Source organism: Staphylococcus sp. 231237_7MaSpsaltlick, assembly GCF_043107035.1.
In genome coordinates this window covers 80,809-97,630 of record NZ_JBICNX010000006.1, presented here as the reverse complement: position 1 = coordinate 97,630, position 16,822 = coordinate 80,809, and the positions used below count along the sequence as shown (strand labels likewise).

At 29.7% G+C, this 16,822-nt stretch carries 25 protein-coding genes and 1 riboswitch; of the genes, 12 read left to right on the top strand and 13 right to left on the bottom strand.

Annotated elements, in window-relative coordinates; genetic code table 11:
• Positions 1–42 precede the first annotated feature (42 nt).
• From ACF91D_RS13345 to rpsR, 3 genes are all read left to right on the top strand, one after another.
• Positions 43–675, top strand: coding sequence for a 4'-phosphopantetheinyl transferase family protein (locus ACF91D_RS13345; RefSeq protein WP_107527004.1), 633 nt, complete (start codon positions 43–45; stop codon positions 673–675).
• Positions 676–686: 11 nt separating this feature from the next.
• Positions 687–1,382, top strand: a complete 696-nt coding sequence (locus ACF91D_RS13340) for a thioesterase II family protein (protein ID WP_042737619.1) — start codon at positions 687–689, stop codon at positions 1,380–1,382.
• 287 nt (positions 1,383–1,669) lie between these two features.
• On the top strand, positions 1,670–1,912 hold the full coding sequence (gene rpsR, locus ACF91D_RS13335; RefSeq protein ID WP_042737618.1) for a 30S ribosomal protein S18: 243 nt from the start codon (positions 1,670–1,672) through the stop codon (positions 1,910–1,912).
• A gap of 111 nt (positions 1,913–2,023) precedes the next feature.
• Here the strand turns inward: rpsR and ACF91D_RS13330 are convergent, their stop codons facing one another.
• The 8 genes from ACF91D_RS13330 to ACF91D_RS13295 form a co-directional block, all read right to left on the bottom strand.
• On the bottom strand, positions 2,024–2,272 hold the full coding sequence (locus ACF91D_RS13330) for a winged helix-turn-helix transcriptional regulator (RefSeq protein WP_158262818.1): 249 nt from the start codon (positions 2,270–2,272) through the stop codon (positions 2,024–2,026).
• A 45-nt stretch (positions 2,273–2,317) separates the two neighbouring features.
• On the bottom strand, positions 2,318–3,469 hold the full coding sequence (locus ACF91D_RS13325; RefSeq protein ID WP_107589734.1) for an ATP-binding protein: 1,152 nt from the start codon (positions 3,467–3,469) through the stop codon (positions 2,318–2,320).
• A 167-nt stretch (positions 3,470–3,636) separates the two neighbouring features.
• Positions 3,637–4,845 (bottom strand): tyrosine-type recombinase/integrase, encoded by a 1,209-nt coding sequence (locus ACF91D_RS13320; protein ID WP_107589733.1) that lies wholly within the window; start codon positions 4,843–4,845, stop codon positions 3,637–3,639.
• A 28-nt stretch (positions 4,846–4,873) separates the two neighbouring features.
• Positions 4,874–5,311, bottom strand: coding sequence for a GNAT family N-acetyltransferase (locus ACF91D_RS13315; RefSeq protein ID WP_107527888.1), 438 nt, complete (start codon positions 5,309–5,311; stop codon positions 4,874–4,876).
• A gap of 22 nt (positions 5,312–5,333) precedes the next feature.
• The gene (locus tag ACF91D_RS13310) at positions 5,334–5,474 is read right to left on the bottom strand and encodes a hypothetical protein (RefSeq protein ID WP_182475106.1); all 141 of its coding nucleotides are present in this window, start codon (positions 5,472–5,474) and stop codon (positions 5,334–5,336) included.
• A gap of 18 nt (positions 5,475–5,492) precedes the next feature.
• Entirely contained in the window at positions 5,493–5,699 is a 207-nt protein-coding gene (locus ACF91D_RS13305) for a hypothetical protein (protein ID WP_107527889.1), read from the bottom strand.
• A gap of 319 nt (positions 5,700–6,018) precedes the next feature.
• Positions 6,019–6,168 carry a helix-turn-helix domain-containing protein gene (locus tag ACF91D_RS13300; protein ID WP_392437169.1) on the bottom strand — a complete coding sequence of 50 codons (150 nt, stop codon included), beginning with the start codon at positions 6,166–6,168 and terminating at the stop codon, positions 6,019–6,021.
• Positions 6,169–7,046: 878 nt separating this feature from the next.
• Complete coding sequence (locus ACF91D_RS13295; RefSeq protein WP_107589731.1) at positions 7,047–7,655, bottom strand: stage II sporulation protein M; 609 nt, start codon at positions 7,653–7,655, stop codon at positions 7,047–7,049.
• Positions 7,656–7,864: 209 nt separating this feature from the next.
• Between ACF91D_RS13295 and ACF91D_RS13290 the strand changes: the two genes are divergently transcribed.
• The 3 genes from ACF91D_RS13290 to ACF91D_RS13280 all read left to right on the top strand — a co-directional run bounded on the left by ACF91D_RS13290 (position 7,865) and on the right by ACF91D_RS13280 (position 8,558).
• Positions 7,865–8,014, top strand: a complete 150-nt coding sequence (locus ACF91D_RS13290; RefSeq protein WP_182475618.1) for a hypothetical protein — start codon at positions 7,865–7,867, stop codon at positions 8,012–8,014.
• Between the two features lie 17 nt (positions 8,015–8,031).
• On the top strand, positions 8,032–8,220 hold the full coding sequence (locus ACF91D_RS13285) for a hypothetical protein (protein ID WP_107528145.1): 189 nt from the start codon (positions 8,032–8,034) through the stop codon (positions 8,218–8,220).
• Between the two features lie 158 nt (positions 8,221–8,378).
• On the top strand, positions 8,379–8,558 hold the full coding sequence (locus tag ACF91D_RS13280) for a hypothetical protein (protein ID WP_107589730.1): 180 nt from the start codon (positions 8,379–8,381) through the stop codon (positions 8,556–8,558).
• A 939-nt stretch (positions 8,559–9,497) separates the two neighbouring features.
• Here ACF91D_RS13280 and ACF91D_RS13275 read toward each other — a convergent pair.
• From ACF91D_RS13275 to ACF91D_RS13265, 3 genes are all read right to left on the bottom strand, one after another.
• Complete coding sequence (locus ACF91D_RS13275; RefSeq protein ID WP_158262817.1) at positions 9,498–9,917, bottom strand: YxeA family protein; 420 nt, start codon at positions 9,915–9,917, stop codon at positions 9,498–9,500.
• Positions 9,918–10,132: 215 nt separating this feature from the next.
• Positions 10,133–10,879 (bottom strand): poly-gamma-glutamate hydrolase family protein, encoded by a 747-nt coding sequence (locus tag ACF91D_RS13270; RefSeq protein ID WP_107589727.1) that lies wholly within the window; start codon positions 10,877–10,879, stop codon positions 10,133–10,135.
• A 157-nt stretch (positions 10,880–11,036) separates the two neighbouring features.
• Entirely contained in the window at positions 11,037–11,414 is a 378-nt protein-coding gene (locus tag ACF91D_RS13265) for a VOC family protein (protein ID WP_107589726.1), read from the bottom strand.
• Positions 11,415–11,583: 169 nt separating this feature from the next.
• Between ACF91D_RS13265 and ACF91D_RS13260 the strand changes: the two genes are divergently transcribed.
• Positions 11,584–11,988, top strand: a complete 405-nt coding sequence (locus ACF91D_RS13260; protein ID WP_107589725.1) for an SRPBCC domain-containing protein — start codon at positions 11,584–11,586, stop codon at positions 11,986–11,988.
• A 103-nt stretch (positions 11,989–12,091) separates the two neighbouring features.
• Here ACF91D_RS13260 and ACF91D_RS13255 read toward each other — a convergent pair whose 3' ends face one another.
• The gene (locus tag ACF91D_RS13255) at positions 12,092–12,268 is read right to left on the bottom strand and encodes a hypothetical protein (protein ID WP_182475059.1); all 177 of its coding nucleotides are present in this window, start codon (positions 12,266–12,268) and stop codon (positions 12,092–12,094) included.
• 270 nt (positions 12,269–12,538) lie between these two features.
• Here ACF91D_RS13255 and ACF91D_RS13250 point away from each other — a divergent pair, with 270 nt between their 5' ends.
• Positions 12,539–12,958 carry a GNAT family N-acetyltransferase gene (locus tag ACF91D_RS13250; protein ID WP_107589724.1) on the top strand — a complete coding sequence of 140 codons (420 nt, stop codon included), beginning with the start codon at positions 12,539–12,541 and terminating at the stop codon, positions 12,956–12,958.
• 40 nt (positions 12,959–12,998) lie between these two features.
• On the opposite strand, the gene ACF91D_RS13245 is transcribed toward ACF91D_RS13250, so the two are convergent.
• Positions 12,999–13,229, bottom strand: coding sequence for a hypothetical protein (locus ACF91D_RS13245; RefSeq protein ID WP_042737612.1), 231 nt, complete (start codon positions 13,227–13,229; stop codon positions 12,999–13,001).
• Between the two features lie 290 nt (positions 13,230–13,519).
• A riboswitch (guanidine-I (ykkC/yxkD leader) is annotated at positions 13,520–13,619 on the top strand.
• Between the two features lie 53 nt (positions 13,620–13,672).
• Between ACF91D_RS13245 and ACF91D_RS13240 the strand changes: the two genes are divergently transcribed.
• The 4 genes from ACF91D_RS13240 (at position 13,673) to ACF91D_RS13225 (ending at position 16,780) form a co-directional block, all read left to right on the top strand.
• Complete coding sequence (locus ACF91D_RS13240; RefSeq protein ID WP_107589723.1) at positions 13,673–13,999, top strand: DMT family transporter; 327 nt, start codon at positions 13,673–13,675, stop codon at positions 13,997–13,999.
• Positions 13,999–14,313 (top strand): DMT family transporter, encoded by a 315-nt coding sequence (locus tag ACF91D_RS13235; protein WP_042737610.1) that lies wholly within the window; start codon positions 13,999–14,001, stop codon positions 14,311–14,313. Before ACF91D_RS13240 ends, ACF91D_RS13235 begins: the two co-directional genes overlap by 1 nt.
• A 284-nt stretch (positions 14,314–14,597) precedes the next feature.
• Positions 14,598–15,224 (top strand): LysE family translocator, encoded by a 627-nt coding sequence (locus ACF91D_RS13230; RefSeq protein ID WP_042737609.1) that lies wholly within the window; start codon positions 14,598–14,600, stop codon positions 15,222–15,224.
• A gap of 215 nt (positions 15,225–15,439) precedes the next feature.
• Positions 15,440–16,780, top strand: coding sequence for a PepSY-associated TM helix domain-containing protein (locus tag ACF91D_RS13225; RefSeq protein WP_107589722.1), 1,341 nt, complete (start codon positions 15,440–15,442; stop codon positions 16,778–16,780).
• Positions 16,781–16,822: the final 42 nt, after the last annotated feature.

Sequence of the window (16,822 nt, the reverse complement as noted above, 5' to 3'; positions counted from 1 at the left end):
TGCTTCAATTGCTTTGCTAATACAAAATGTGGAAGTGATACAGTGGAAGTTACTGTATATTTATTAGATACCAGTGATTCAATTTATCAAAATAAACGACGTAATGCTAAATACTCAGAATTGTTTAAGTGTTTTTGTGTTAAAGCGGCAACTGGTCATGAAATTGACGATATTGCGTTTAAAACAGGCGATTATGGGAAACCTTTGTTGTATAGGCCATATAACAAACACTTAAATATTTCGCATACGGATGGTTTTTCGGTTTGTATCGTTAGTGACATGAATGTAGGTATTGATATAGAAAAAGTAGAACCTATCGACTTAACGATTGCCAAAAATTATTTTGCGCAGGCTGAATATCAATACATCATGAAAGATAACAATGAACAAGCACAGTTGAACCGTTTTTTTGAAGTGTGGACATTGAAAGAATGTTATATCAAGATGCTTGGAACTGGAATATATAAAGCGTTAGATAGCTTTTCAATTACGCCAGAAGGACACACTTATAAGATGATTGAATTAGTAAATAATCAAGAACAACGTTTATCCAGTTTTCATAAATTATTATTTAATCAATATGCATTATCAATAATTTTAGAAACTGCTAATCAAGATATAAAAGTAAATTTCACAGACATCACACATACATTTAATGCAGAATGTATATGTTAAGGGGCGAGAATATGGCAAAGACAACATTATTTTGTATTCCGTTTGCAGGGGGAAGCAAAACCTTATATTATCCGTTGAAAGACAAATTACCGAGCCACATCCAATTTAAACCATTAGAGTTACCTGGTCGTGGTGAAAGACTGATTGAAGATGCACTAGATAGCATCGAAGACATGGTTGATGATTTAGCAAATCAAATTGTTAAAGAAGAGCCAGAAACATTTATCCTACTTGGTTATAGTTTAGGAACTATTTTAGCTTATGAATTATATTACAAATTAGATGAACTAGGTTATAGACCTGAGCATATGATTCTCTGCGCAAGTGAACCTATAGGCTGTATAGACCGCAACAATAATATTGCGAATATGACTGACGAAGAATTCAAGCAATTTATTAAAGATAAAGGCGGCACACCAGAAGAGGTATTAGCTCACGAAGAACTATGGGAACTTGTAAAACCTTCTCTAAAGAATGACTTCTTAGCAATAGATTACTACGATAATAAGCCTAAAGCTGAAAAAGTAAAAGCAAATATTTCTGTCTTTGTTGGAAAACAAGATAAGATTTGTGATCAAGATATCTACAAGTGGTCAGATTTAACGAGAGGCCAAGTTGATTATCAATTTTTCGATGGCGGACATTTCTTTATCAATAACCAATACGATGGTTTCAGTGAAAAAATCAAACTCGTCTTAAATCACTAATTGTGATGATTGAGTGATATGTGATATTTTATGCGTTGAATTGTTGAAAGATGAAAATATTACTATGAAATGTGTATTTATAGTTTAGAACATATTGACAAATGTCATATAATTTTATACTATTAGTGGTGCACATATACACACACGTAAAGATTTAATACAATATTTCACACATATTATAAATCTTTTAATAATAGAAACGTATAAACATGAATCGCCATAGAGTGATTGATAAAGAACGCATATGAACGTTATAAAAAAATAATCAACAAGGGAGGCAGTTAACCATGGCAGGTGGACCAAGAAGAGGCGGACGTCGTCGTAAAAAAGTTTGTTACTTCACAGCAAACGGAATTACACACATCGACTATAAAGACACAGAATTATTAAAACGTTTTATCTCAGAACGCGGTAAAATTTTACCACGTCGTGTAACAGGCACTTCAGCTAAATATCAACGTATGTTAACTTTAGCTATTAAACGTGCTCGTCATATGGCATTATTACCATATGTTAAAGAAGAACAATAATAGTTATTGTATCTGAAAAACCCCGTAAGCATAGGCTTACGGGGTTATTTTTGTGCATTTTCATTTGGAAAGTTCGCAAAAAATTCGCAGAGTGTGAGTTTTTCTCTATATTTATAATTTGAAAATATAATGTTGGTGCGGATCTGTTGGTGAATTTGCTATTTTAATCAATCCACCTTTTTGCTCTAATGTTTCCAAGTATTTTCGAGCTGTAGGGTTTGCAATGTTTAATTGTTTAGCAACATCAGCGGTTTTTATCTTTTCTGTTTGATACGCTAATTCCATTATTTTTTGTTCATAACGATTCAATTCATTCCAATTAACATCTGAATTAAACTTTATACCTTCTTGTCTTCTCATGCTTCGCATTACTATATTATTCTTTAAAGTTAATAGTATAGAATTTTATTTTTGTTCGAATTGTGGCTCTTCTAAATAGAAATTAGCCATTTCTTTAAACATACGATTGACGCCTTCGCCAAATTCTCTAACATAACCCCAATCATTTAAGTTTTTGGCAATTTGAGGATTTCTACTATAGTGAATTTCTTTTATATTCTCTGGTGTTACTATAGAAGGGAATTTACCAGGACTATGGAATTCTAGTCTATCATCAAACATAATTATTCTTATGTCATCACCGCTTATACTATAAGAACGATGAGTAACTGCATTAACTAACCCCTCTAGCCATGCCTCTTTTGGGTATTCGGAAACTTTAACAAATTGTCCTCTTTCGGCATCTAAAAAATTGAAATCTCTTAACTGTCCTTCAATTATAGATGAAACAGTATCTATTAGAATCGGCAGTGGAGCTTCTACGCTTTCATTTTTAATAACGTTCATCTCTGAACCTGTTTGTTCTTTTATGCCATCATATCGAATGAATCTTACACGAGCGTTTGGTAAAAATATTGTAGGTGTTTCTGCTAAGCAGAGTATCCCTGCTACTGTTAATGTATAATTTTTATTTTCGTCTCTTTTGGCTAAACCTTTTGAATATAATAGTTTCCATACATTTTCGCCCTCGAAATTATGTAATGATTTATAATTATTTAATAGGTTTTGGTCTAAATCTTCTAATAAACAATCATTGACTAACTCTGATTCATAACGCCGAATGTCTTTTTCGTATTCTAAGTCTTTTCTCATTTCAAATGATAATTTTTTAGTCTCATCTCCCACTCTTATGAATGCTTCATCATTTTTAGTAGTGTAAACTTTGTCAATGCTAGGATCAACGCTTAATAATAGTATCTGGTCATCTTGGTTATATTTATTTATAACATCAACGAACTTGTGTTTAATTTTTAATACAGGGCTACAATGATCAAAACCAATTTGTAAAAAATCATTTATTTTTTCATCTTTTAGATTTTTTAAACCTGTTATTTCATTATTAGTTATACCTATAGAAACCATGCCACCAGATGAATTTGCAAAGGCAACTAATATCTTTGCTATATCTCTAGGCTTTATCATCTCTGATTTTCTGTCATAAAAATCATTTTCTCGTGCGTTTAGTATAGAGTCAATAGTGAAATTGTCTAAGTCCATAATCTTATCCTTTCTAGTAGTTTTCTAGTAGTTTTCTAGTAGTTTTCTAGTAGTTTTCTAGTAGTTTTCTAGTAGGTTACTAGCAACAACGTATTTATGGTATTAAAGACTAGTATACTAGAAAAAGATTTTTTCTAGTAATTTTCTAGTAATTTTCTAGTGAGAAATTAAAGTGAATGTTTTTCTAGCTTATTCATCATATCTTTAGCCATCTGATCTGTAACGTGGGTATATATATCTAGTGTGGTTTTGTAGTCACTGTGTCCAACTCTATCTTGTATAGCTTTTAGGTTGATTCCTAACTGTGCAAGTGTAGATATATGTGTATGACGTAATGTGTGCGTTGTGACACACTTGCTAATTGAACTAATATCAGTAGCTTCTTTAATTATATTGTTCACCTTGTTTAAGTCAATAGGACTCCCAGCAGTATTAGTGAATATATAACCTCTATCAATAAATTTATCATTCCATTGATTCTCTTTTTTATTTTCTAGCATAAGTGTTTTAAGTAAATTAATGCTTTGAGATGTGAGTCCGATTGTTCTGTAACTCTTACTTGTTTTAGTGGTTTCTTTAATCCCAAATGCTCCTGTTTTTGCATCAGTAACCCAGTTAATTGTGCCATCTATTTCTAATGTTTTATTCTCAACGTCTACATTGTCTGTCTTGATTGCAAGTAACTCGCCAATACGCATACCATTGTTAATTTGAAACTCTACTAATGCTTTTACCATTTCATAGTTACGTTTACGTGTAGCATGGCTTTTATGCTTAATCAGGTAGTCGAAACATTCTAGTAATTCTTTTACTTCACTATCTTCTAAGTAGTTATTACGTTTAGCTTGAAGTTCATGTCTAGTTTTAGCTTTCTTAGGTATATCTATTTTATCTAAAATACTAATATCGTGTAGATCATAATATTTAAATGCATATTTGAAAACGGAACGGCTAACAATAACAAGGGATTGAACATGGCCAATACTATGTGATTTAGCCCATTCATTTATGATGTCTTGTAAATAGGTGTGTGTAATCTTACTGATGAGTACTTTACTATCAATAGCATTTTTGACTGTATTAACATTACTTGTCTTTTCTTTAATGGTCGTTGGTTTTGAGCCTGAATGTGTCTTGTAATGCTCTAACCATTCATCGCACGCATCGTGAAACGTTAAGTTTTCAAGTTGTTTCGTACTATTATGTTTAAGACGTTGTTCAATTATTTTATTTAACTCTAATTGAGCATCCTTCTGACTGCGTACATTGTTCTTGTTACGTGTAACTGATACTGTTTTATACTTACCAGTTAAAGGGTCTGTATAGCGCTCTAAATAGCGATAGGCAGTACTATTGTTTTTAGTGATTTCACGCACTCACACTTGTCATATCTCCCAACAATACTTATTTCTCTTTTTTATTCCATGACATTAAGTACTCTATATTATTAGTTTCATCTATCTCTTGACCAGAAATTTGAAAATCTAATAGCTTATAAAAAGCTACTGCCCTTATGTTATCCTTATAGACTTTTAGACATAAGGAAGCATAAATATTTTGAAGATATTTAATTAAAAGAGAGCCTATACCTTTACTTTGCCACTCGTTTTTAACGAATATCCCAGCTATATAACCATTTATTACACCGCAAAAGCCTTTAATTTCGTCGGATTCTTTAAAAATAAAGATATCAGCACTTTTAAATGCTTTTATAACGTCATTTTGATTATCTATCCAATAACTTTTGTCAATGAAATTATGAGTTTCTATATTGGTTTTTAACCAAATATCTCCTAATATGTTTAACGTTTGATTAGATTTGTCTTCCAGTTTGAATATCATAGACAATCCCCTTTGTTAAATATTAATCTTCTACTTTCTCAAATCCGTAAATCAAACAAATAATAAATGCAATAAATACTGCGGGTGCAAATATAGATACTACTAAAAGTGGTAAAGATAGAATTATATAGTTGTAATCATATTTGTACTTACCGAACTTCATAATAATCCTCCAATTTAATTACTTCTTCTTATAGTCATCAATAGTAACGCCATCTCTTTCAACTTTCTTTCTGTTTGCTCTGATTAATAAAGCAGCATTAATAGTAATGATCAATGCCAATATTATAGAAACTGCCAAATTACTAATGTTGAAGTAATTCAATGCTACTAACCCCATTACTAAAACTAAATTGATTATATGATGTATCGTCATTGCTTTGCTCATTTGAATCTCTCCTTTTTATACTATTTAATTAATATCTTACTATGTATCATGCAACCTTAAAATAGGGCGTACGTGTACAAGAACACGTATGTGTAAGTTGAATCGACATTACATATAAATAATTATTTAATGTGTTGTTAAAATTTATACACATTATTTAAATGTGTATTCTATTTCCTCTATAAATTCAAAATTTTTTTAGAGATTTCACTTGATAGAAAACTTTCTAAAATATACTTTTCGATTTTGTTACTTAATGGGGTTCTAAGTACTCCATTAATGTTTAAATCGTCTGCAATAAATTGGTTGTCACATTTTTCTAATTTAATGTATCGAATTTAATATCGTCACTATAACCGTTGTAAAGATTTGAAATTGTGGTTCTAGATAGATTTGTTCTTTCGTGGACATCTCTGATTGAATAACTGAGCTCTGCCATTTTAACCCGTAAGTTTGAAGTGATAATCATATAGAGATTCCTTCTTGTTTATATTATAACCAAGAAGCTTGTTAAATTGAATAATGATCTGTTTGTCATTGTACGTAGACTATTATATTCTATTTTGCAACCAATAAATTGGTTATAAAAAATACTTTGAAGGTTAGAGGGTATGAAATGATGAAAACAAGCTAACTATGTTGATTGCGAAGAATAAGATTTCTGATTCGGCTTTAAGTGATGTTACAGGTATTTTTCCAAATACTTTATATGCTCTATATCATGAGTGAACTAAAAATACTGATACAAAAACTATTATGAAGTTATGTAAATATTTCGATGTGACACCGAATAATGTTTTGGAATTGAAGAATATAAGGAAGTTAAGCAATGGGAATTCAAAGAATACATGTAGAACCAACAAAGGAAATACAATTACTGAAACTACTCAAGTAATAGTTAATACTATATACTGCGCACCTAAAGCCATTGGAGAATTGTTTGGCTATAGTAGATCAACTATTTCTCGTTTGTTTAATAAGTACATAGAAAATGATAGAGGTGTTGAAGATTTATACTTAAACCTCGATTCTACTTTAGTAGTTATTAAGATAGCTAAATATGAGGAGTAGCTCAAATTAAAAATGGAGAGTGATTGTAATGAAATTATATTCAATGTTTATAACGTTCATAACTATAATAGCTATTTTAATTGAACTTACATTTTAGGATACTTATTCATCATTTGTAATCTTTGGATTGTTGAGCATTATTGCTATGCCAGTTTCTGACCAATTACAAATAAATGAGAATAAATAAAATGAATGAAGAGATTGCCAAAGTATTTGAAGATTTCATGATGGAGAATTAGAAGTAAGCCTACTATTAAGAATAGTGGGCTTATTATTTTAAGTGAGTAAATCAAATATAATTTTAGATAAATAGTTTTCAACAAATGCTGCTACTATAAATAAAGGTAAAGCAATAAAAAAATAAATTTTTATTAAATTAGTTATTGCTAGTTTGATAGAAAATTTCTGTTTCTTGCTTTTTCTAAAAAGATTTGTAAACTTTCTAATAATAGATTGATTTACTTTTAATAAGCTACTAGCAACAAAGCAAAATGCTAATATTTCTATGATGAAATGAGGAATTGCGGATATACTCAATATGATTCCTTTGTGTTTATCAAAGTTAATTGCAAAACCTAAAGCTATTGCTGGAAGTATTGTTGTACTTATTATATTTAAGTAATATAAAAAAGGAATTGGAATGATAGCTAGTATTAGCATTTGAAAAGGAACTTTAAAACCATTATTTAATATATATTCCCAAACTTTTTTTAAGCCTTCCGCATCGTCCACATTATTTGGGACACTATTAAATATGTTTTTAATAGTGTCAGCAGAAGGGCTAAATATAATGGCCAAAATAAAAGTGATTATGAAAATAGATAATGTTGTAGTTAGAAATCGTAATGTTCTTTTTACGTAAGTATCATCTTGAATTTTAAGCATATATTCCTCCGTTTAATAAAGACTTTTTATATAACTAACATTACACTATCAAAAATATATAAATATTAATAGGTTATTTGAATAATGTATGGTTTCTAACTTCCACCCATCAATATATATGTTGGAGGGTTTTTGTTTTATGAAAAATTTTCAGGGAATTTGTATTTTATATAATTGTATTTCTGACAATATAAATAGAGGTGGATTATATGGGGTTTCTAAGAAAAATGTTCGCTACAATAGTATCATTGATTGTAGATATTATTGGAGGTAGTTTATTAAGCTACTTAGCAGATATCACATTCTTGAATAAAATATTTTATAACAAAAGAAATAAGGAAGAGAAAAATAAATCATAAGGTAAGGGGTGTTTGAAATGAATGATAAATTTGGTCAAGGATATTTCATCTCAACTATTTTAAATGTTTTTTTCTTACTTGGACTTATTTTCATAATACATTTAGATAACTTATTTATATTAGTACCTTATGCAATATTAATGGTAGTAAATGCTATTTATTTAGTTGTTAAGTCAATAAAAGTTAGAAATAATCGGAGTTTATAATATGTCTGATTAATAAACTTATGACCTTTATCCACCCACACTAGTCACTGGGTGGGTGTTTTTTTATGTTAAAATTTAATTGTAAATTTCAATTGCGAAAAATAGATCTCTAAAGTAATAACTATTGTGATGAAGTTTGCTATGAAGGAGTTTTTATTTTGAAAATTATTTTGTATTTCATATATTATTTTGTTTCATTTTTTATTTTGTATTCTTTTTTTAATTTAGTATTTTTTAAGAAATTTAATGTATATCAAATTTTAATTGCTACTTTAATTTTTGCAATACTTATGACGCTATATGTATATGTATTAAAAGGGAATAAAAACAAAAAGTAAACGGTGAATTTATGCCGAGAAAATTTATTGAGCTTTAAGTGTTTCGAGCCGCAACGTCAATAAATCAATTGGAATAACACTTGTTGAAAAGGAATGGTTTTTTGATGTGGAACATAGTATCGTTATATTAACTGCACAATAAAACGCTATTCATCATAGTCTAGATAAATGGATTCCTTATGTCATTTTTCTAGGTGAAGTACAAAATGATATAGATAATGAAAAATATAGCTACACCAAAAAATCCCCCTGCTATCGAAAATAGCGAGGGGGATGTGGCATAACGATTTAATGTTCTTTGCTAAATACAGTATGATGCCCTAGTGAGAAGGATTACAAAATGATTATCGAAAGAAGTTATTTTGTGATGAAGCATTGTTTTGGTTTAGTTAATACGTTTTTTATTTTCAAATATATTTCTAAGTGCTAACAAAAACATTGTTGCAAAGATGATGAAACAAACCGCTGAAATACTTTTAGCTATTAAACCATCTTTAGTCAGAATAGTGTGAATTGTTATGAAAAAAAAGTATATATAGATAGGTAAGACTGCTAACAATTTTTGGAGCTCTGTTTTAGTTGATTTTTGTAATTGGTGATTATACTGCATTGTGTATGGTCCCTCCGGTTACTTATTGCTATTCTTGATTTTTTATTAAAATCAGAAACTTTATTTTCGTTACTAATTTATAAAATCTTTATAATTATTATCTCATTTTAAGTAATGTATTTAAAGGGTATCATGTTGTCTTGTCTTAATGAAATGGATTTTTGATAGTAGAATGATTTTAAGGTTATGTTTTGAAAGCAAGAGACCATCTTTAAGGATAAATCATTTTTATAGCAACTAGCTGTATTCGCGTTAATAAATGAAATATACATAGCAGATTCGCTCACTCGTTTTTAGAGCGGATCTGCTATGTTCGTGTATTGATTCAATTAGTTGTCTATCTTGTCTAATGCGGCTTTTGGTACTTGTTGTTTCTGTACTTCTTTATAACTTTGGGTATCACCTAAACGTATTTCTAGTTTTAAGTAATGATTTAATTTTAATTTATGCTCATTAAATGAGTTGAACTTAATTTCTTTTGTGTTACCTTGATGATTGGCTGAAGTTTGTTGATAAGTATAGCTAATAAATTTTTGACCATTATCTGCATAATTAACGTTTTTTTTGATTGGTTGTTGTATTTTGACGTAATAATATTCGTTGTGAATTAAAGGGTTAAACTTAGCGTAATCGCGTACTTTATTATTATCTTGATGATTTTCTGCATACAGTTTCCATCCAAATAATGCTAAAAAGATGAAAATGAACAATAATAAGCTAGGTAATATGAGCTTGTAGAGTAATCTCAAATATAATTCCTCCTTAGAGAGATTTATAATTATATTTTAGAGATTTGTATATATGATATCTACAATTTAATGTGACAATATACCTTACAAAAATGTAATTAATATGCTGCGTATTGTTATTAATAAAAAAGACAATTTCTATATAATTAAAATAGCAATTGTCTTTTTATGCGAAAGCGTGCTTTGTGTAATGAACGTTTCATGTTATAAAGTTGTTATTTTTTATTTGTCTGTTCCTTGATACCTTTAGTTACAGCTTCGGCAAAATCATAAATGTTTTGTCTGTAGTGACTTGTGTTTTCACGTGTTGAACGATTTAACTTACCATCTTCAAAAAATTGCTTTCTGTATTTAGTCGATATTTCTATTTGTACACCAGAACCGCTATCATTTTTGTTTATAATGTTATGTTCTGAATCGCCATTAACGTAGCGTGGACTTTTTTTAACATTAAATCCTTCCTTTTCAAGGTGCTTAGTAATAGATTTTGCCATTTTCTTATCTTTTCCACCAATATAAACGGCTTTGTTGTCTTCTTCAATACCATGAATAGAAATGGCTTCGTTTGATTTATACACCATTTCCGTTAACTTAGGGTCGTCAAAGTTTGTTGAGGTGATGTGGAGTTTCTTATTGTTTGATGGTAATAAACCTTCGAAACTATATAAATTATAATCACCTTTTTTAGAAATGATTTTGGCTAATTCTGATGTGCCTGGTTCAATACCTCCACCGTGAATTGCGGTGATAAGAATGTCTTTATTATTCGTTGTTTTAGTATTAATTTCCCAGTCTTTATGTGCTTTCGTGTCTGCTTTGAGTGCTGCAAAATCTTTGTAATAGTCGTTATTTGCTGGTTGGTCTTGTTTCCAGATATAGAGCATATATAATACTAAACAAATGATTATTACAATAGTTAACATGATTACATAATATAGGTAATCCTTTATAATACTTCTCATTTAAAGCTCCAAACGATTTAGAATGATTGATTACAAGATTATAACAAATACAATTATAATAAGATATTGTTATTTGTTTACAGTTAGGTTAAATCGATTATTATATTGAGAAGTATGTGTTTAAGAATAATACAGTTTATAGATATCCTAAAGTGTATTATTTAACTTCTTTTACCGCAAAATAATTATCTTCTGGATCAGCAAAGTTAAACACTCTACCCATTGGTAAAGTCATAATATCGCCGACTGTAATAGCATTATCATTTAAGTGTTGATACAGTTCGTCGAATTGTGTAGTTGCAAATATCAGTGATGGAGTTGCAGTACTTACGCCCATATCCATTTCATCAACCTTTTTCTTGTCTTGGAGGACAATAGCAGTTTCTGCTTGATCTTGTGGTAATAATTTAACTACACGCATGCCCATCTCTGCTGTGTCTTCTGAAACGGTGAAATTCAAGTGTTCAGTCCAAAACTGCATCACTTTATCATGATCGTAAACATAAATCATTACTTCATCTAATCTTTTTAACATATAAATCATCTCCTAAAATATATAGTTGTAATTACAAATTAGTATATAAAATTAGTTCAGTTTTACAAAATATTATGAGGGTAGATTTATTAATATATTGTCACTTTTATAAAGAAGCAAAATAGTTTAACTTAAATATAGTTAGAAATAAAGAAGGGATAGTGGATATATGGATATTCAAACTCAGATGCAAATCAATGTTCCAGCCAATAAAGCTTATGAAGCATTTGTTAATCCGGAGGAAATCTCAGGATTTTGGTTTTCTCATAGTTCTGAAAGATGGGAAACAGGAAAAACTATTACACTAAAATATGCTGAATATAATGCAGAATTAGATATTGAGATTGTTCATATGGAAGAAAATCGCTTAATTCAGTTTACGTGGGGAAATCATCCTGTCGACATACATTTTGAGGAAAATGACAACGGCGTTATTGTGACTACAATTGAACAAGATTTTGACAAAACTGAAGTAGAGCAATTGTTAGGACAAAAAGAGGGCTGGGTCTATATGTTAAGTTGTTTGAAGGCATATCTAGAGTATAATGTGAAAATTAGAGCAGCACTGTTATAGTTAAATATGAATCAGGAGTTGAGCAGAATTGATCAATGTATGAAAATACGGAAGGTCATTCTACAGAAACTCCTGATTTTTTAAATATAAATAATTAATCCTATTAGAGGTTCATTTTGATGATAGCACCAATAAGCCAGAATACGCCGACAATCAAACAAATAACGCCAAAACTAATATAACTTTGTTTCTTACTCACATCTTTGCGCTTAGGTGTTAATTTATTAATGATTAATAATACGACACCAATAATGATCAATAGAATAGCAAAATATAACATTGATATCCCTCCTTACTGCATAGGTGAGAGCAAGGCTATTTATTATACATGTACCCGTTAAAATATATAGATAACTTATTAAAGGTTTACATATAAAAAAGTGCTTCTGAATCAGTTTTACTGTAGTGATTTTAACAGGAATTTTTTATTAACCATGTTAAACTGTTATTAATCAATGCATAGTCATTAAATAATAAATTTATAATGTCAATTTTAAATAATGTGAAATGTGTATTTGATTCAAATGTAAGGATAAGGTGGTTGTTTGATATGGTATTGCAATACGAATATCAATTTAATATAAATGATGTGGAAGATATGATGGAGGTATACCATTCTAATGGTTGGGAAGGGCATTCGCAAGAAGATATTATCAAAATATTTAATATTAGTACACATGTTATTATCGCAAAAAAAGATGCTAAAGTAGTTGGATTTATACGTGCATTGTCAGATGGTGTGTTCAATGCAGCGATATATGATTTAGTGGTTCATATAGATTATCAACAGCAAGGGATAGGTAAAGCAATGATTAATCTGATGCTTGAACATCTAGGGGAATTGTCATGTGTGCATTTAATTTCTACTACAGGTAATGAAGTTTTATATGAGAAAATGGGCTTCAGAAAATTGAAAACTGGCATGGCGATTTATCAAAATCAAAAATTAAAAGATGAGTATACTGTGTAAGATTTACAGCAATACTCATCTTGGATAAATAACTTTATGATTATGATAAGGCATGGTGACGACTCACGTCCTCATATGTGAATGTTTTCAATAAAGAGCAACCTAATGGATGTTGACCGTTATCTACATGCTCATTTATTTCTTCTAAAACATCCAAAATTTCATATTCAGGTGTAGTCACATCGAAACTATATTTAAAAAGTTGTTTTTTATCTGATAATACCGTAGCGACAAGTTCGTCATTGTGCATTTTATAATTTAATAGTTGCATATTAATTCCCTCTTTCTCTAAATTTTATAATTCTAATTGATAAATTGAATTTGAAGTAGAAAACTAATACAATCATCACTTAAATTAGAATTATTATAATGTAACTCTTATTATACATGAAAAAGTACAAAATGTAGAGAGTTTTGCTTAAATAAATTAAAATAATTTTAATCTAGAGTATGTAAAGTGCGTGAAACGCTTTCATTAAATTAAAATAATTATAATGTATGAAATTGGATGATACTAGGTTGAATTATAAATAACTATTTGCTAAGATATAATGAAATTTAATAATAGCTTTCTAGGGTTCCGCAATGTAATTACAATTGGTCTGGTCCGAGAGAAAGCCACATTTTAAGTGTGACACGGAAGGATAAAAGCCTGGGAGATAGTAATTTTTACTGTTTCCCAGGCTTTTTTTATTTATTTAAGGAGGAATTGAGATGAATTGGATTAAGATTGTTATTGCAGCTATGTTTGAGGTAGGTTGGGTTGTTGGTTTAACGCATGCATCGTCAGCAATTGAGTGGTTATTGACTGCAATTGCTATTGTGCTGAGTTTTTATCTATTAATCAATGCGTCCAAAAGTTTGCCTGTTGGTACGGCATATGCAGTATTTGTGGGATTAGGAACAACAGGTGTTACGATATTTGACGTTTTAGTGTTTGCGCATGGTTTGAATATTGGAAAAGTGATTCTAATTTTCACTTTATTACTTGGCGTAATTGGATTGAAGTTGGTTACAACAAATAAAGGAGAGGAAGTATAATGATGTGGATTATTTTAGTTTTTGCTGGGATATTTGAAATGTTAGGTATTAATTTTTTGAATGCTTATGTCAGTTATCGTAAGAAAGTTAACTTATTAATGATGTGTGTAACATTTATATTAAGTTTTATTCTACTTTCAGTAGCGATGAGTGAGTTACCTATGAGTACAGCATATGCTGTATGGACTGGAATAGGTGCTGTAGGTGGAACTTTGTTGGGGATGATATTTTATAAAGAGTCTAAGGATATAAAGCGAATATTATGTATTGTGGTAATTCTTGCAAGTACTGTAGGATTAAAATTATTAAGTTAAGATAGTTAATAAGATATAAAAAGGCTATCAAAATAGGAAAAAGCGACGCCTTAAGGCATCGCTTTTAGAGTAATATGTTCATGAATATAAAAGACTAGTAGTCGGTTCCCAACTACACTTATAATATATCAAGTTTTAAACAAATACACAATGTAAACGCTACAATTTTTTTAATTAATTTTATTCAACTTTTTGAAAATATAATTGATTTCAGCATGATTTTTCAGATACTATTGCACCAGTATGGGTTGATTGATAGGATAAATGAATAGGAGGTGTATATGATGGAAGGACTCGCAGCATTTATAACCATCACACTAATGATCATTATTGTTCCTGGTCCTGATTTCTTTGTAGTAATGAAGAATTCTATTACATCAGGTAAAGGAAATGGCGCAATGGCAGCATTAGGTATAACGAGTGCACATGTATGTTATTCTTTATTAGCAGTGTTTGGAATTATTTTTATCTTAGCGAATATGTATTATGTATTTTTAGTTATTAAGGTACTTGGTGCATGTTATTTAATTTATTTAGGTATTAAAAGTATTATAACTGCAAGGCAAGGGATGGACTTCTCCCAGGATCATATGCAAGCTAAACAAATTAGCTATTTAAACTCTTATCGACAAGGATTTTTAAGTACATTATTAAATCCGAAAGCTTTATTATATTACATAAGTATTTTGCCGCAGTTTATTACGGCTGGTGATGGTGTTTCTACACAAATTGCCATTTTATCAGCAATAGTGACTACAGTTATATTGGTGTGGTTTATTTTCTGTGTATATATTTTTCAATATATTAAATTATTATTTAACAACAGAAAAGTAAAAGCTATATTTGATTATGCGGTAGGTGCTATATTAATCACGTTATCAATCAATTTATTATTTAGTAAAAGTAGTTAATCATTGTTATATATTATTAATTATGTGACTAAGTAGTCGATCTTTGTAAGTCAAAGTATGGACCGCTTAGTCTATTTTTATATTTGCTAGTGGTAAACTGAAAATGAAATAATTTAATTATAAAAAATAAAGCACTATATTATTAAAAAGTCACAATTTATCTACATATTAATTTTCATAGTTATTTATAATGTTGAAAGAGAGGGGGTAATAGGTTGAAGAATACATTTAATCCACTACAAAGATTGCACTTTTACGCGGCATTATTTATAACACCATTGCTGATTACCTTGACGATATCAGGCATTGGTTATTTATTTTATCAAGAAGTTGAAAATAATATTTATAAAACTGAATTTTTCGGAGATAGTTCGAATAAGACACATCAATCTATGAATCAAGCTATTGATGATGTGGAGAAAAAATTCGATGGCTTTTATGTTAGTAAGGTTAGTATACTAGACGAACCTTATAATAAGAGAATTACATTAGATGATATGGCAGGTAACCAAAGATATGTCTTTCTAGATCATAATAATCAAATTGTTGCTGATCAGAATGCCAAACATACATACGCGAATGTCCTTAGAAATATACATAGTTCTTTATTTACAGAGAATACTATTATTAATTATTTAGTTGAATTAACAGCATGTTGGACGATCTTTATGATTATCTCGGGGACTTATTTATTAATTAAGAAAAAACTCATTAGTACTAAAAGTAAACAATTAAAGTTTCAAAAATGGCACGGCATTATTGGCGTAATTATTGCAATACCTATATTTGTACTTGTCTTGACTGGTTTGCCATGGTCAGGCTTTATGGGAGCTAAAATTGCAGATGTTATGAATAATTCGGGTAGTTTAGGTCAATCTGAATTGGCAATTAATCCACCTAAGTCAGATGTCAATGAAATTCCTTGGGCGACAAGAAGTAACAAACAACCAGCATCTGGTGAGCATGCAGCACATCATGGTGGAGGTGCTATGCCACAAACAGATTTGAAGCATCAAATTTCTTTAGATAAAGTAATCAAAAATGCTGAAAATGATGGTTTTAACAAACCTTTTTCAATCGTTTATCCATCAAGCGTAGAAGGTACATTCACTATTTCTAAGGGGAGTAATACAGGTGTTACAGGTCTAGATGTTTCTCCATATGATGAAAAAACATTATATATGGATCAATATAATGGCAAAGACTTAGGACAAGTGAAATATCAAGAATATGGTATTATTGGTAAATGGTTTACTTGGGGAATTCCTTTGCATGAAGGACACTTATTTGGTGTTGCTAATAAAGTGATTAATCTATTGGTTTGTCTTGCATTACTAGTAGCTATTGGCTTTGGATTTACTTCATGGATCAAGCGTTTGAAAGGAAAGGCGGTTAAAGTGCCTCATAGAGTTAAAAAGCCAATGTCATTACCAGTAATTGTATTATTAATTATTTTAGGAATTTTAATGCCATTATTTGGCTTTTCACTTATTATTGTCTTTATTATTGAATTGTTATTGTATATGAAAGATAAGAAAAAACAATCAACAAACTAATAAGTTAAATAAAAAAGAACCAATATCTAAGCACAACGTAAC